Origin of the sequence: Nonomuraea sp. NPDC049158, assembly GCF_040648335.1 — a bacterium.
GTDB lineage: Bacteria > Actinomycetota > Actinomycetes > Streptosporangiales > Streptosporangiaceae > Nonomuraea.
Genome location: NZ_JBEZDM010000011.1, coordinates 283165 through 298273, shown reverse-complemented (window position 1 = coordinate 298273; position 15109 = coordinate 283165). Strand labels below are relative to the sequence as shown.

General features: G+C 66.4%; 13 protein-coding genes. 6 read left to right on the top strand and 7 right to left on the bottom strand.

All coding sequences use genetic code 11. The annotated features are described in order from the left end of the window. Positions 1-117: 117 nt before the first annotated feature. A complete protein-coding gene (locus AB0B61_RS25335) occupies positions 118-630 on the top strand; it encodes a DUF402 domain-containing protein (protein ID WP_358436273.1) in 513 nt (170 codons plus the stop codon). Positions 631-750: 120 nt separating this feature from the next. On the opposite strand, the gene AB0B61_RS25330 is transcribed toward AB0B61_RS25335, so the two are convergent. Together AB0B61_RS25330 and AB0B61_RS25325 are read right to left on the bottom strand one after the other, a co-directional pair. Next, positions 751-1206: a hypothetical protein gene (locus AB0B61_RS25330; RefSeq protein ID WP_358436271.1), complete on the bottom strand. Its 456-nt coding sequence runs from the start codon at positions 1204-1206 to the stop codon at positions 751-753. Between the two features lie 875 nt (positions 1207-2081). Beyond that, on the bottom strand, positions 2082-3338 hold the full coding sequence (locus AB0B61_RS25325; protein WP_358436269.1) for a glucarate dehydratase family protein: 1257 nt from the start codon (positions 3336-3338) through the stop codon (positions 2082-2084). 104 nt (positions 3339-3442) lie between these two features. Between AB0B61_RS25325 and AB0B61_RS25320 the strand changes: the two genes are divergently transcribed. Next, positions 3443-4915 carry an aldehyde dehydrogenase (NADP(+)) gene (locus tag AB0B61_RS25320; protein ID WP_358436267.1) on the top strand — a complete coding sequence of 491 codons (1473 nt, stop codon included), beginning with the start codon at positions 3443-3445 and terminating at the stop codon, positions 4913-4915. 481 nt (positions 4916-5396) lie between these two features. Here the strand turns inward: AB0B61_RS25320 and AB0B61_RS25315 are convergent, their stop codons facing one another. The 5 genes from AB0B61_RS25315 to AB0B61_RS25295 form a co-directional block, all read right to left on the bottom strand. Beyond that, positions 5397-6302, bottom strand: a complete 906-nt coding sequence (locus AB0B61_RS25315) for a 5-dehydro-4-deoxyglucarate dehydratase (protein ID WP_358436264.1) — start codon at positions 6300-6302, stop codon at positions 5397-5399. 544 nt (positions 6303-6846) lie between these two features. Further along, complete coding sequence (locus AB0B61_RS25310) at positions 6847-7608, bottom strand: IclR family transcriptional regulator (protein WP_358436261.1); 762 nt, start codon at positions 7606-7608, stop codon at positions 6847-6849. Positions 7609-7687: 79 nt separating this feature from the next. Next, positions 7688-8551 (bottom strand): carbohydrate ABC transporter permease, encoded by an 864-nt coding sequence (locus AB0B61_RS25305; RefSeq protein ID WP_358436258.1) that lies wholly within the window; start codon positions 8549-8551, stop codon positions 7688-7690. Beyond that, entirely contained in the window at positions 8548-9474 is a 927-nt protein-coding gene (locus AB0B61_RS25300; protein ID WP_358436255.1) for a sugar ABC transporter permease, read from the bottom strand. The genes AB0B61_RS25305 and AB0B61_RS25300 overlap by 4 nt, the downstream gene beginning before the upstream one ends. Further along, positions 9471-10778, bottom strand: a complete 1308-nt coding sequence (locus AB0B61_RS25295) for a sugar ABC transporter substrate-binding protein (RefSeq protein WP_358436253.1) — start codon at positions 10776-10778, stop codon at positions 9471-9473. Before AB0B61_RS25295 ends, AB0B61_RS25300 begins: the two co-directional genes overlap by 4 nt. A 139-nt stretch (positions 10779-10917) precedes the next feature. On the opposite strand from AB0B61_RS25295, the gene AB0B61_RS25290 reads away from it, so the two are divergent. From AB0B61_RS25290 to AB0B61_RS25275, 4 genes are all read left to right on the top strand, one after another. Next, positions 10918-11712, top strand: a complete 795-nt coding sequence (locus tag AB0B61_RS25290) for an NAD(P)-dependent oxidoreductase (RefSeq protein WP_358436250.1) — start codon at positions 10918-10920, stop codon at positions 11710-11712. A gap of 239 nt (positions 11713-11951) precedes the next feature. Next, entirely contained in the window at positions 11952-12914 is a 963-nt protein-coding gene (locus AB0B61_RS25285) for a sugar ABC transporter permease (RefSeq protein ID WP_358436247.1), read from the top strand. Beyond that, positions 12898-13767 carry a carbohydrate ABC transporter permease gene (locus AB0B61_RS25280; RefSeq protein ID WP_358436244.1) on the top strand — a complete coding sequence of 290 codons (870 nt, stop codon included), beginning with the start codon at positions 12898-12900 and terminating at the stop codon, positions 13765-13767. Before AB0B61_RS25285 ends, AB0B61_RS25280 begins: the two co-directional genes overlap by 17 nt. Before the next feature lie 34 nt (positions 13768-13801). Further along, complete coding sequence (locus AB0B61_RS25275; RefSeq protein WP_358436242.1) at positions 13802-15076, top strand: extracellular solute-binding protein; 1275 nt, start codon at positions 13802-13804, stop codon at positions 15074-15076. The last annotated feature ends 33 nt before the right edge of the window (positions 15077-15109 follow it).

Sequence of the window (15109 nt, the reverse complement as noted above, 5' to 3'; positions counted from 1 at the left end):
GTGCGGCGTGTTGGTCAGCGGTGCGGCGCTGGGTTAGGGAGCGTGGTGCGTTGGGGGATGTTGGTCGGTGGTTTGGGGAGCGCAGTATCTGAGGGATGGTCCGGTAGCGTCCCTGGAGTGACCGATGTGAGGATTGTCTTCCGGAAGTACGGCGGGGCGTTGCACTGGAACCATTCCGCGAAGGTGCTCGGCGAGGATGAGCACGGGGTGTGGGTCGCGGTGCCGGGCGGGACGGTTGCTCGTAAAGGGGAGGGGCCGCCGGTTGTGTGGGAGACCACGGCCATCATGTTGTTCCCGCGCGACGGGTGGTGGACGGCGTCCTTCAACTCGCCGCCGCATCGGGCTGAGGTGTACGTGGACATCACCACCGTTCCCGAGTGGCGTGATGGCGAGGTGACCATGCTCGACTTGGACCTCGACGTGATCAGGATGCGTGACGGGCGGTTGATCCTGGACGATGAGGACGAGTTCGCCGAGCACCAGGTGTTGCTGGGATATCCGCAACAGATGATCGACCGGGCCGAGGAGACGGCCAGGTGGTTGATGGACGCGGTGGGCGAGCGGCAGGGGCCGTTCGGGGGTGCGCATTCGAGGTGGCTTGATCAAGTGGGAGGTAGCGACGCCACTTGATCAAGTGGGTGGCAGCCATGCCACTTGATCAAGTCGGTGGCAGCCATGCCACTTGATCAAGGAGGTGGCGGACACTCACTGATCAAGAGGGTGGCGGCGACACGAGCGGCGCGGTGGGCGTCAGCGGATGAGGCGTAGGGCTTCGGCCATGGCAGCCAGACGGCGGGGGGAGGCGAGACCGGCGTGGTAGAGGTGGAAGTCCGTGGCGCCTGCCTTGGCGTACGTTCTGAGCTGTTCGGCGAGCGCGTGGCCGTCGGCGGGGCGTGGGGGAAGGGCCAGGACATATGCGCCCACTCGCTGGCCGGGGCCGCAGAGTTCGCCGAGTCTGGCCAAACGGGCGGCATCCGAAGTCGGGTCGCCCCAGCAGTTGCCCACCAGCACTTCCACTCCGGGCTCACCGGCGGGGAGGGCGGCGAACGAGCTGGCAGCCCAGGGGTCGGGGTTGGCGTGCAGGGTGATGGGTACGTTCGGCGCGGTCTCGCGGGCCACGGTGATGAGGCGGGCGCGCAGTGATGCCGACAACTCAACGCGTACGTCTCGGACATCGTTGGCGAGTGGGCCGAGGGCTGCTTCCACAGTTCCCGGAGACGATGGCGAGCCGGAAGCCGACGACGCAGCCCCTGGTGAGGCGGCAGTTGGCGATGCGGCTGCTGACGAGCCAGAAACCGGCGACGCAGTTGCGTGCGCGGCGGCAGACGGCAATGCAGGTGCAGGTGCTGGTGAGGCGGCAAACGGTGCGGAAGCGGTCGGGGCGGGAGATGCCTGGTCGGGCCTGCTCGACGCGGGAGAGGTTACGGCTCTAGCGGGAGGGCCGTCGATGGCCGCGCGTACGTGTTCTCTGGTGCCCTCTGGGTAGCGGGGAGCGCAGGCCGTACAGAAGCAGAGCGTCAGCAGGTCACTGTGTACGGACGTCCAATCGGCGCCGGCCGTCTTCTCGTGCACGCTCTGATGCCCGAAGCCCATAGGTCCGCACGCCTCGAGGATGAGCCCATCCGGTTCGCCGAGGGTCAGGATTTCGCTGACCAGACGTTCGCAGTACTCGATCACGTCCTCGAAGGCCGGACACAGCGCATATGGATAGGGATCACCGAATGCGTTACGTACCACCAGGTCAGGGTGCATGCCGCCCAGGAAGGAGTTGTGTGTCAACACCGTCCACGCGTGTACCTGCAGTCCGACGGCCTTCAGGGAGTCCCGTGCCTGCAGGTAGGCGTCCGTGGGTGTCCAGGTTGGGGAGGCCGGTGTCAGGCGTCCCCAGGAGGAGGGCCGTACTGGCAGGTAGAAAGCCGATTGTGGGACATCCAGCACCCGGTGGGCGGGGTGATACGGCGTTGCCGCGCGGGTGGAGTGATAGCTGGCCGCCAACGCGACGGCCTCGACGCCCAGCTCCGCGAGGCGCGAAGGGGCCGACGGGTCGCCGACGATGTCCCAGGGGTAGGCGTAGGCCACGTTCACCAGCGCGGTCTCCTCGCAGAGAAAGCAGGCTCGAAGCGCTGCATATAGGTGGTGTCGTCGCGTTCGGTGATTCCGCACGCGAGATATTGCTCATGCATCACGGCCAGGGCGTCCCGGTCCAGTTCGATGCCAAGGCCGGGCCCGTCGGGCACGGGTACGGCGCCGTCGACGAACCGCAACGCGCCACGCGCGACTACGTCCTGCCCGTTCTGCCATGGTGTGTGAGTGTCGCAGGCGTGGGTGAGGTTCGGCGTGGCGGCGGCCAGGTGGGTCATCGCGGCCAGGCTGATCCCAAGGTGCGAGTTGGAGTGCATGGACAGCTCCAGCCCGAACGTGTCACACAGTGCGGCGATATGCGAGGAACGTACGAGTCCGCCCCAGTAATGGTGATCGAGCAGCAGCACTCCGATCGCCTGCGTGGCGATGGCGGGCGGAAGGTGCTCGGGCGTCACCACGCACATGTTGGTGGCCAGCGGCATCGGGACCTCGCCGGCGACCTTCGACATCCCGGGGATTCCGGGCGTGGGGTCCTCCAGATACTGCAAGCTGCCTTCGAGCGCTTGTCCTACCTGGATCGAGGTCTCGACGGTCCAAGCGGCGTTCGGGTCGAGGCGGAGGGGCACGCCGGGGAAGGCATCCCGCAGGGCTATGATCGCCTCGACTTCTTCCTGAGGCGCGTACACGCCGCCTTTGAGTTTGATCGACGCGAATCCGTACTCCTTGATCAGCATCGATGCCTGCTCGACCAGCCCCGCCGGGTCGAGCGCCGCTCCGAACCTGTCGGGCTCGCCGCCCGGATGGCCCGCCCATTTGTAGAAGAGATAAGCGCTGTACGGAACGGCGTCGCGGACCCGGCCGCCCAGCAGATCGACGACGGGCACGCCCGCTGCCTTGCCGCGAATGTCCAGACAAGCCACCTCGAAGGCCGCGAACACCCGATCGATGCTCTTCTCCTGGGTCGCGGCCCCGGTCAAGCCGTGCATATCGGTCACTACGTCGCCGACGAGCGCGCTGATCCTGGCATACATCTCATTCGTGGCATGCACCTCCACGCCGACCAGCGCCTCGGCGCATTCGCGTACCTTGGTGAGGTGCCCCAGGTCGCCGTACGTCTCGCCGAGGCCGCTCAGCCCCTCGTCGGTGATCACCTCGACGATCGTCCGCAGCGCCCAGGGTTCGTGCACGCCGGCGGCGTTCAACAGCGGCGGATCCTTGAAGGCTACGGGGGTGACGTGGATCTGCCTGATGATCATATGACCGCCGTCCATATATGTGAACAAGTGCCAGGTTTGTGGACAGGTTGTCGCAACTGTAAGAATCAATATGAAGAAGTGTCAAGACTCCGAAGGGCCATTCGATGATCTACGGACACAACCCCAGGACCGGCGAGACCGTGGGCAGCGCCCTGCCTGAAACCGACCGCGCCGGGGTCGACATGGTTGTTTCCGCCGCGGCCGCCGCAGGTGCGGCCTGGCGGGCGACCCCCGCCGCCGAGCGAGCCGAAGCGTTGGAAGCCGTTGCCGACGCGCTGGCCGCGAAGGTGGACGAGCTGTGGCAGACCGCCGACAGTGAGACCGCGCTGGGAGAGGTACGGCTGCGCGGCGAGGTCGCTCGTACGGCCGGCCAGTTCCGGCTTTTCGCCCAGGTGATCAGGGATGGGGGCTATCTCGACGCCATCGTCGACCACGCCGACCCATCGGCCGCCCCGCCCAGGCCCGACGTGCGCCGGATGAAGCAGCCGCTGGCCGGCGTGGTCGCGGTGTTCGCGGCGAGCAACTTCCCGTTCGCGTTCTCCGTGGCGGGTGGCGACACCGCTTCGGCGCTGGCCGCCGGCTGCGCGGTCGTGGTGAAGGCGCATCCCGGCCACCCCAACACGTCCGAGCAGGTCGCTCGCATCGTCCGCAAGGCACTGCCGTACCCCGATCTGCTGGGACTTGTGCAGGGCATGCAGGCGGGTGCCGACCTGGTGCAGCACCCGAGCGTGGTGGCGGCGGGGTTCACCGGGTCGATCCCGGGCGGCAAGGCGATCCAGGGGCTGATCGACCAGCGAGAGGTGCCGATCCCGTTCTTCGGAGAGCTGGGCAGCGTCAACCCGGTTGTCGTGTTGCCGTCCGCGCCCGTGGCGGAGGTGGCCACCGGGTTCGCTACGTCGCTGACGATGGGGGTCGGGCAGTTCTGTACGAATCCCGGGCTGATGTTCGTGCCCGAGGGCGATGAGCTGCGCAAGGCGCTGGCCGAGGCCGTAGAGGGCACCACCGGTGGGCCGATGCTGGGCGAGCGGATCAGAGACGGCTACCTGGGCGGGCTGCGGCGGCTCGGCGAGCTGCCGGTGCTGGCCGAGGGCAAGGCTGGAGAGGGTAGCTTGGCCGTCACGCCCACGGTGTTCACCACGGATCTCGACTCGTTCGCGGCGAAGTTGCCGGGCATCGGCGAGGAGTGCTTCGGCCCGGCGTCGATCGTCGTGACTTATCGCGAAATTTCGGACCTGCGGGCCGTGCTGGAGCGGCTGGAAGGGTCGCTGACGGCCACCGTGCACGCCACCGACCCCAGCGAGGCCGGCGAAGTCGCCGAGGTGCTCGGGCGTAAGGCCGGGCGGCTGATCTGGAACGGGTGGCCCACCGGGGTGGCGGTGTGCTGGGCGATGCATCACGGCGGCCCGTGGCCGGCTTCGACGTCGGCAGCGCACACGTCGGTTGGCGCGACGGCCATCGACCGGTGGCTGGTGCCGACGGCGTACCAGGACTGGCCGGGTGAGCTGCTTCCAGAGGAGCTCAGGGACGACAACCCGCTGGGTGTCCCGCGACGGGTGGACGGCGCGCTGGGGCGTTAGTTAGGGACGGGTGTGGCAGGGACGCGCCCTGGTATGGGCGCGTCCTGATGTCTGGTGGTGCGGCGGAGGCGGGCCCTGGTATGGGGGTGGAAGGGCGCGTCCTGATGTCTGGTGGTGTGGCGGAGGCGGGCCCTGGTATGGGGGTGGAAAGGCGCGTCCTCATGTCTGGTGTTGCGGCGGAGGCGGCCCCTGGTACGGGAGCGGAAGGGCGTGTCTTGCTGCCTGGTGGTGTGGTGGAGATGGGCTTCGGCACTGGGGTAGAGGGCGCGCCTTGGCGCGTACGGATATTTGGGATGAGGCGGCGTGGGTTGGTTGCGGCGCGGGTGAAGGCAGCCGGGTGAGGCGGCCTCGACCGGTTGTGGGGTGGTGACGGCCTGAACCGGGTCGAGGCAGCCGGTGGAGGCGACGCCCAGAAGTGGTCGCGGGGCTGGGGGAAGAGCTGACTGGATAGGGACTCTTGAAAAGCCTTCGCAAAGGCTGGTCAGGCTCCGGCGATCTCCAAGCCGATGGCCAGGATTCGCTCCAGCTCCCGCAGGTCCTCCGCGGAGGGGTCGACCAGCGGAGCCCGTACGCCACCGACCTCCAGGCCCCGCAACCGGACCCCTGCCTTGACCAGCGAAACCGCATAGCCCGGGACCCGGTCCCGTAGCTCCACCAGCGGCAGGTAGAAGTCGGTGAGGAGTCGTTGCACCAGCACCTCGTCGTCTCCGGTCACCGCCTTGTGGAAGGCCAGCGCGATCTCCGGTGCGAAGGCGAAGACGGCGCTGGAGTACAGCGTCACGCCAAGTCCTCGGTAGGCGGGGACGGTCAGTTCGGCGGTGGGCAGGCCGTTGAAGAAGGTGAACTCCCGGTCCGTAGACCGCCGTACGGTCAGGATGATGCGCTGGAGCAGGTCGAAGTCGCCGAGTCCGTCCTTGAAACCGATGATCTCGGGCAGTTGAGCCAGCTCGGCCACCGCTGAGGGGGAGAAGCGGGCGGTGGCGCGGTGATAGATGATGACGGGCAGCCCACCGGCTGAAGCCACCTCACGCACGTAGCGGACCAGGCCGTCCGGGGGAGCGGTCACCAGGTAGGGGGGCATCAGCAGCAGGCCGTCGGCTCCGTTGTCCGCTGCCGCGCGGGCGAATGCCTTGGCGGTGGGCAGCGGGCCGCCCGCGCCCGAGAAGACCGGGACCCGGCCGCCCGTGGCCCGCACCGACGTGGCCACGACCTTGGTGTAGTCGGCGACGTCGAGTGCGTTGAACTCGCCTGTGCCGCACGCGGTGAACACTCCTCCGGCCCCGGCGGCGACCCCATTGGCGACGTGCTCGGCCATCGTCTCTTGGGCTATGTCGCCGTCAGCGCCATAAGGGGTCACGGGAAAGAAGAGAACACCATCTAGCCGCATCAACAATCCTTCCTAGCGGATGAGCGAATGAGCAGATAAGCGGACGCCGATGAGCTCGGAGTGGATGTGCGAGTGAGGGGATGCGGGTCGGTGGAAGCGGGCGGGCCTGAAGTGGGTGTGCGGGTGGGTGGATGCGCGTCGGTGGAAGCGGGTGAGCCCGAAGGGGATGTCTGGGTGGGTGGATGCGCGTCGGCGGATGCGGGTGAGCCTGAAATGGATGTCCGGGTGAGGGGACGCGGATCAGCGGAAGCGTGGGAGCCCGAAGCGGAAGCGGACGAGCGGGCGCAGGTGAGGGGACGCGGGTCGATGGAAGCGGGTGAGTCCAAAGCGGATGTGCGGGTAAGTGGAAGGGGGTGAGCGCGAAGCGAATGTGTAGTGGATGAACGCGGATCAGCCGAAGCGGGTGGGCTCGAAGCCGAAGCGAGTGAACCCGAAGCGAGTGAACCCGAAGCGGCAGCGGGTGAGCCCGAAGCCGATGTGGATGTGCGAGGGCGCGGATGCGGATGCGGATGCGGGTCGGCGGAAGCGGGTGGCCCGAAGCCGATCAGCGGATGCCCTCCCGGCGAAGCGTGGCAGCCAGCTTGCGCGTATGTCTGGTCACCGCGTCCGTGACCTTCTCGACCTCGTCGGGTGCCAGGCCGGCCGGCATCGAGCAGCTGATCGCGTCCGTCGCCGGGATCCGGTAGTCGACGGCCACCGCCACGCAGGCCACGCCCGGGGTGCCCTGTTCGCGTTCGTAGGCCCAGCCTCGGGTGCGTACCTGGTCCAGTTCCCCGATCAGCTTGGCCGGATCGGTGAAGGTGTGTTCGGTGATCGGCGCCAGCGGGTCCGGCAGCAGGGCCGCGACCTCGTCGTCCGTGAGCTGGGCGAGTAGTACCTGGCCGAGCGCCGTGACGTGGGCGGGCAGCCGACGGCCCACCCTCGGGATCACGTGGTGCGCTTCCCGTGACTCCCTGGTCGCCAGGTAGAGGACGTGCGCCTCGTCGCGGCGGGCGAAATGTGCGGTCTGGCCCGTCTCCGCGCGCAGGTCCTCCAGCGTCTCCTGGGCCAGGGGCAGCGCGGGGTCCTTGTCGAGGTACGCGGTGCCGGTCAGCAGGGCGTGCGGGCCGATGCCGAAGGCCGATCTGGCGGAGTCGGTCTCGACCCAGTTCAGCTCGACCAGGGTGCGCATCAGGGCGTGCAGGGAGCTGCGCGGAAATCCCGTGTGCTGCTGGAGCTCCGACAGTGTCAGGGTCTCGTGGGAGGCGGCCAGGGTCTCGAGGATGCGTACCGTCCGCTCGGCGGACTTGACCAGCTGGGGCTCCATACTCATCCCATCTTGACAGAGGCTTCAGAGTGTCAGCATATGGGATTCCATCCAGATACATGGACAGATACATGGACGCCTAACCCTTGATGGCGCCGCTTGTCAGGCCGCGCATGAACTGCCGCTGGAAGGCCAGGAACGCGATGATCGACGGCAGCAGCGCGAGCAGCGACGCGGCGAGCAGTACGCCGATACCGACCTCCTCGTCGGAGCGGAGGGAGCGCAGCGCGATGGGCAGGGTCCACATGCTCGACTCGGGCGCCACGATCAGCGGGAGCAGATACTGGTCCCAGATCATGGTGAAGCCGAAGACGCCGATGACGCCGAGCGCGGGCCGGCACAGCGGCAGGATGATGCCGAAGAAGATGCGCAGCTCGCCCGCGCCGTCGATGCGCGCGGCCTCCTCCAGTTCGACCGGCACTTCCTTCATGAACTCGGTCATGACCAGGATGGAGAAGCCCCAGGCGCCCACCGGAAGGATCATGCCCGCGTACGTGCCTATGAGATCGGCGTGGATGATGGGCATGTCGGCGAGCACCAGCGAGAGCGGGATCGCGATGATCTCCTCGGGCAGCATCATCGTCGCCAGCATGATCAGCATCACGAACGCCATGCCCCTGAACTTCTTGCGGGCGAGCGCGTAGGCGGCGAAGACGCTGACGAGCATCTGGAGCAGCAGCCCGAACCCGACCACCACGAACGAGTTGAACAGGTAGTGGTAGACGTTCTTGTTGCCGGCCTGGACGAAGTTCTCCAGGGTGAAGTCGTCGGGCCAGAGCGAGAATCTGGTCGGGTCGAGCGTCTTACTGAAGGCGCTGACCAGCAGCCCGACCAGCGGCCCGGTGAAGACGATCACCATGAAGGCGTAGACCAGCACCTTGAGGGTCGTGGCGAGCGGGCCCCGCCTGGACTCCAGGCCGAGAGCGCTGTCGAATCTCATCATGCGTTCTGCCTCCTGCGCATGACCTGGGTCAGCACCGTGAGCAGCAGGGTCACCGCGAACAGCACGATCCCGCCGGCCGACGCGGTGCCCAGGTCACCCTTCTGGAACCCGAGCTTGTAGATCAATGTCATCAGCACTTCGGACGATCCGTTCGGCCCGCCGTTCGTCAGCACGTACACCTCGACGAAGACGCGTATGCCGCGGATGGCGGCGAGGGTGAACAGGATCCAGAACACCGGGCGCAGCGCGGGCAGCGTGATGTGCCGCAGCCGGTGCCAGGTGGTGGCGCCGTCGACGGCGGCGGCCTCGTACAGCGTGCGGTCGACGCCGACCAGGCCCGCCAGGAAGATCATCATGTCGTACGGCGTGCCGCGCCAGATGCTCATGCCCATGATCGACAGCAGCGAGGAGTGCTCGCTGGCCAGGAAGGGCTGCGGATCCAGGGCGATCCAGCCGAGAATGGTGTTGATCATGCCGCTGTCGGCGGGGTGGTACATGATCCGCCAGACCTCGGCCACGGCCGCCATCGTGGTCACCACCGGCAGGAACGCCGCGGTCCTGATGAACCACAGGTAGCGTGCCGGGCCCTCGATGAGCAGCGCGAACAGCAGGCCGAGAATGAGCGAGCCCGCGGTCGTGCCCAGGGCCAGCACGATGCTGTGCCAGATGGCCGAGACGAAGGCGTCGTCGGTCATGATCGTGGCGTAGTTGGCGAAACCCACCCATCGATCACCGACGTAGCGGATCTCGAAGAAGCTCATCCGCAGGCCCTCGAACATGGGGATGAACTTGAAGAACAGGAACAGCAGCAAGGCCGGCGACAGGAACGCCCACGCGATGAGGGTCCCCCGCCGCCGCATCCGCTTGGGACGGCGGCGGGGGGTCTCCGTGCGGCTCCGTGCCTGTGTGAGCGTGGAGGTCATGATGCTTTCTGGGTCTGCAGTTCCTGGGTGAGCTTGGTGCTCAGCGTGTCCATCGCCGTCTTGACGTTGGCTGAGCAGTCGGCCCACACCGTGTTGATGGAGTCGGCGGAGTCCTGGCGGATCGGCGCCCAGTTCGGCACCGGCGGCGCGTAGACCGCGTTGGCGTAGGCCTCCTGGAACACCTTCCAGCGCGGGTCCTGGCGTTCGGCGGCCATGTCGACCTGGGAGTTGACCGGCAGACGGACGATGGCGCCGTTGGCGTCCTTGTTCATGCCGATGCGCTGGCCGTCGGGGGAGACCGCGAACTCGGCGAACTTCTTCTGGCCCTCGACGTTGTCGGAACCGGCCATCTGGTAGACGTTCTCGCCCTCACCGAGGGTGCCGGGGCCGCCCGACGGGCCCTTGGGCACCGGTACGACCTCGATCTTGTCGGTCCCGATGCTCTTGACGAACCTGGCGAGCACGTACGGGCCGACCAGGTAGATGCCGCCCTGCCCCTTCTCGAACACCTCGTGGGTGACGGTCGTGTCGTTGCTGACGGCGCCCGGGTTGACGGTCTTGGCCTTGCAGAACTGGTCCTGCAGGTACTGGACCGCCTCCACGGTCTTGGGGTCGCTCACGAGGGGGCTGAACTTGCCGCCGCCGTTGGCCTTCACGAAGTCGCCGCCGTTGGCGTAGATCAGCGAGGAGGCGTACCAGGAGGCGTAGCCGCGCTTGGTGCCCGCGGGGATCACGAAGCCGGCCGTGTCCTTCTGGCCGTTGCCGTCCGGGTCCTTGTCGGTGAAGGCCGCGGCCAGCTTGGCCAGGTCGTCCCAGGTCTTGGGCGGCTCCATGCCGACCTTCTCGCGCCAGTCCTTGCGGATGATCAGGGCGAAGGCCTGGGCGGAGAACGGCGTGCCGTAGTACTTGCCGTCGGAGCCCTGAGCGGCCTTCCAGGCCTGCTCCGACACCTTGTCACCGCCGGCCAGCTTGGCCTTGTCGACCTCCTGCAGCCAGCCCTGCGTGTGCATGTTGCCGAGTTGGGCCGTGTCGTTGATGACGATGTCAGGTAGCTTCTTCTGAGCTGCCTGCTGTTGAAGCTTCGTCTCGAAGTCGTCGAAGAGCGCGACGACTTTCGTTTTGATACCGCTGGCCTTCGTGAACGCGTCGGCCAGTTTCACGGCCGTTTTCGCGGAGTCGGAATCGGGCGCCTGCCTGATCCAGATCTCCAACGCGTCGTCCGAACTTGATCCCCCGGAGCCGCAGCCTGTCAGCGTTACGGCCAGGGCCGTCGCAATCGCGGCCCCGAGCAGCTGGCGTGACATCAGACCGCCTCCCGTTCACATATATGGACACCTGTCGCAGACGTGGAGCCTGTCCGTGTGAACGTAACGAGTGACGTAGGTCACGGTCAATATTCAGGAATGTGAATTTGGACCAGAGTTGTGTACAACAATGAGCCTTATGCGCATTCTCATGACGGGCGCCGCCGGCAAGGTCGGTACGCTGCTCCGCCCCCGCCTCGCCCGTGACGGCCGCACGCTGCGCCTTTCCGACCTCCACCCGCTGGAGACCGCGCCTGGTGAGGAGATGGTGACAGCCGATCTCGTCGACGAGGCGGCCATGGCCGAGGCGATGAAGGGCGTCGACGCGGTGATCCACCTGGGCGGCCAGAGTCGGGAGCATCCGTGGGCCGACATCGTACGGGCCAACATGGACGGCATGCACGTCCTGCTCGAAGCCGCGCGGCGGGAAGGCGTCGAGCACCTCGTGCTGATGGGCAGCCACCACGCGGCCGGCTTCCACACTCGCCCGGCCGATGGCGCGGAGCTGCCCGACTACGCCTTCCCCCGGCCCGACACCTTCTACGGCGTGAGCAAGGTCGTCATGGAGGCCCTCGGCAGCCTCTACCACGACAGGTTCGGCATGAACGTGACCGTGATCCGGCTGGGCACCTGCAACGAGGCTTCGGGCGACACGCGTGGCCTGGCCACCTGGATCTCCCCTGACGACCTCGCCCGCCTGGTGGAGGCCGCACTGACCGCGCCCGGCTATCACGTCGTCTGGGGGGTCTCCGACAACGCGCGCCGCTGGTGGTCGCTGGAGGAGGCCCGGTCGATCGGGTACGTCTCGCGGGACGACTCGGAGGGCCAGGCCGCCGCGCTGATCGCCGAGCAGGGCGAGCCCGATCTGAGCGAGCCGCTGCACGACCGCGCGGGCGGCGCCTTCACGCTGAAGGACCTCGGAGGCAAGTGGTAGGACGTTTCCCCTGCGTGACGCCCTCATAAGCTGCTGTGCAACCGGTTGTATTCAGTCACCAAACATTCATCCGACCCTTTGCTCTCGACCATTCATTGAACTGGCGAAATATAGATCACGATATATCGATAACGTCTATGTAACGCCTGCAAAGGGTTGACGAAACTTTTGACGCACCTATAGGAAGGCGCTATCCCATCCCGCCGAGCCGGGCCAGCACTGAAACGAGGGGTGCATGAATGTCTGTAACCCCGGACAGCGTGCCATCACGCGCGCAACCGCCCGGTGGGCGTCGCCGCGTCGCGCCCGTTAACGCTCACAAACGGCGTGAGGCCCGCACAGCGTACGTCTTCCTCGCCCCATGGTTCATCGGCCTGTTCGTCATCACGGTCGGCCCGATCCTGGCGTCGCTCTACTTGTCGTTCACCGACTACAACCTGCTCGAAGCGGCCAAGTGGGTCGGGTGGGACAACTACAGCAAGCTTTTCACCGTCGACACGCGGTTCCTCACCTCGCTGAAGGTGACCACGATCTACGTGGTCGTGTCGGTGCCCTTGCAACTGGCCTTCGCGCTCGCCCTGGCCCTGGCGCTCGACCGGGGCCTGCGCGGCCTGTCGTTCTACCGCTCGATCTACTACCTGCCGTCCCTGCTGGGTGGCAGCGTGGCGATCGCCATCCTCTGGCGCAAGCTCTTCGGTAGCGACGGCCTGGTCAACGCCGTGCTGGACGTCTTCGGCATCCAGGGCGCGGGCTGGGTCTCCGACCCCGACACGGCATTGGGGACACTGATCCTCCTGCATGTGTGGACGTTCGGCGCGCCCATGGTGATCTTCCTGGCGGGACTGCGGCAGATTCCGCAGAGCTACTACGAGGCGGCGGCGGTCGACGGGGCGAGCAGGTTGCGGCAGTTCCGCTCGATCACGCTGCCGTTGCTGACGCCGATCATCTTCTTCAACCTCGTGCTCGAAGTGATCAAGTCGTTCCAGTCCTTCACCCAGTCGTTCATCGTCAGCAGCGGCACGGGTGGTCCGGTCGACTCCACGCTCTTCTACACGCTCTACCTGTATCTGAAGGGCTTCAAGAGTTACGAGATGGGCTACGCGGCCGCCATGGCCTGGGTCCTCCTGCTCATCATCGCCGGCCTGACCGGCGTGAATTTCCTCGCGTCGAAGTATTGGGTCTTCTATGGCGACACGAAGTAAGCCGCTGCCGCTGCTGTTCCGCCCGCTTCCGCGGGGCAGCCGCGTCTTCAAGCACATCCTGCTGATCGGCTTCGGCCTGGTCATGCTCTATCCGCTGCTCTGGATGGTGTCCAGCTCGCTGAAGCCGGAGGATCTGATCTTCCGCGAGCCGGGCCTGTGGCCGAGCACCTTCACGCTGGAGAATTACAGCGAGGGCTGGAACGCCCTCAAGCACTCCTTCGGCTACTACCTGTGGAACTCCGCCGTCCTTACGGGCTTGACCGTGGTGGCGAATCTGGTCGCCTGCTCGCTGGCCGCGTACGCCTTCGCCCGGCTGGACTTCCCGCTGAAGAAGCTCTGGTTCGCGGTCATGCTCGGTTCGATCATGCTGCCGTACCACGTGACGGTCGTGCCGCAGTACATCGTGTTCTCCAAGCTCGACTGGATCAACACGATCTGGCCGCTGATCGTGCCCAAGTTCCTGGCCACGGACGCGTTCTTCATCTTCCTGATGGTCCAGTTCATCCGGACGCTGCCGAGGGAGCTGGACGAGGCCGCGGCCATCGACGGCGCGGGTTACTGGCGGGTCTTTCTCCAGGTGATCCTTCCGCTCTGCACCCCGGCGCTCGCGACGACCGGCATCTTCACTTTTATCTGGACGTGGAACGACTTCTTCAGTCAGAACCTTTACCTGACAAACTCGGACAATCTCACAGTGGCCGTTGCACTCCGCTCCTTCCTAGACTCCAGTGGCGAGTCGTCGTGGGGCCCCATGTTCGCGATGTCGATCGTGTCATTGGGGCCGATCTTCGGCTTCTTCCTTGCCGGTCAGAAATATCTGATTCGTGGTGTAGCGACCACCGGACTGAAGTAACACCCCCCGCAACTCTTCACCAGGAGGTAGAGCTGTGAAGCCTAGGATGATGTGGACGGTCGCCCTGCTGTCGGCGGCCGTCATGACGGCCGCCGCAGGCTGTGGCGGCGGTAGTGGCGACAAGGCGAGCGGCGACAAGATCCATCTTCGCTTCTCCTATTGGGGCAGCGACGCGCGGCAGAAGCTCACCGAACAGGTCATCAAGAAGTTCGAGGAGAAGAACCCGACCATCGACGTCGAGGGCGACTTCTCCAACTGGGAGAGCTACTACGAGAAGCTGGCCACCAAGGTGGCGGCCAACGACTCGCCCGACGTCATCAGCATCGAGATCCGCGGCCTGAGCGAGTACGCCGGCCGCAACGCCCTGGCCGACCTGGCGGGCAAGGTCACCACGGGCGACCTCGACCAGCAGGTGCTCACCAGCGGCCAGGTCGACGGCAAGCAGTACGCCATCCCGAGCGGCGTCAACACCTTCTCGATGCTGGTCAACAAGTCGGCGCTGGACAAGGCCAAGCAGAAGCTGCCCGACGACAAGTCCTGGACCTGGGACGACTGGATCAACCTGGCCAAGCAGATCTCCGCGGCCAGCAACGGGGTCAACGGAGCCGAGTACAACTACAACCCCGCCTGGCTGCAGATCTTCGCGGCCCAGCGCGGCGAGAAGTTCTACGACGGCAACAAGATCGGGGTGACGCCCGAGACGCTCAAGGCGTGGTGGGGCATCCACCAGCAGCTCATCCAGACCAAGGGCTCCGCCGACGCCGCCAAGAGCGCCGAACTGATCTCCGTGGGCCCCGAGCAGTCGCTCCTGGCCACCAACGCGGGCGCGATGGGCATGTGGTGGAGCAACCAGCTCAACGCCCTGTCCAAGGCGTCGGGCCAGGAGCTGACCCTGATGCGGATGCCCAAGACGGCGGGTGCGACCACCGGCGGCATGTTCCTGCAGCCGTCGATGTTCTACACGGCCTCCGCCAAGTCAGACCACCCCGCGGAAGCCGGCAAGTTCATCGACTTCCTGGTCAACGACCCGGACGCGGCCTCGATCCTGCTGAGTGACCGTGGCCTGCCGACCAACGCCAAGGTGCTCGCCGCCGTGAAGGGCAAGCTGCCGGCCGTCGACCAGAAGACGCTGACCTTCATCGACGCGGTCAAGGGCGAGCTGAGCCCGATCGTCGCCCCGCCGAAGGGCGCGCTGCAGATGGAGGACATCCTCAAGCGCAACAGCGAAGAGGTCCTCTTCGGCAAGACGACACCGGACGCCGGCGCGCAGAAGTTCCTGACCGAAGCCAACGCGGCCATCGCCGGCTGAGGTCTGTTCCAGGCTGGGGGCGCGACAGCCCCC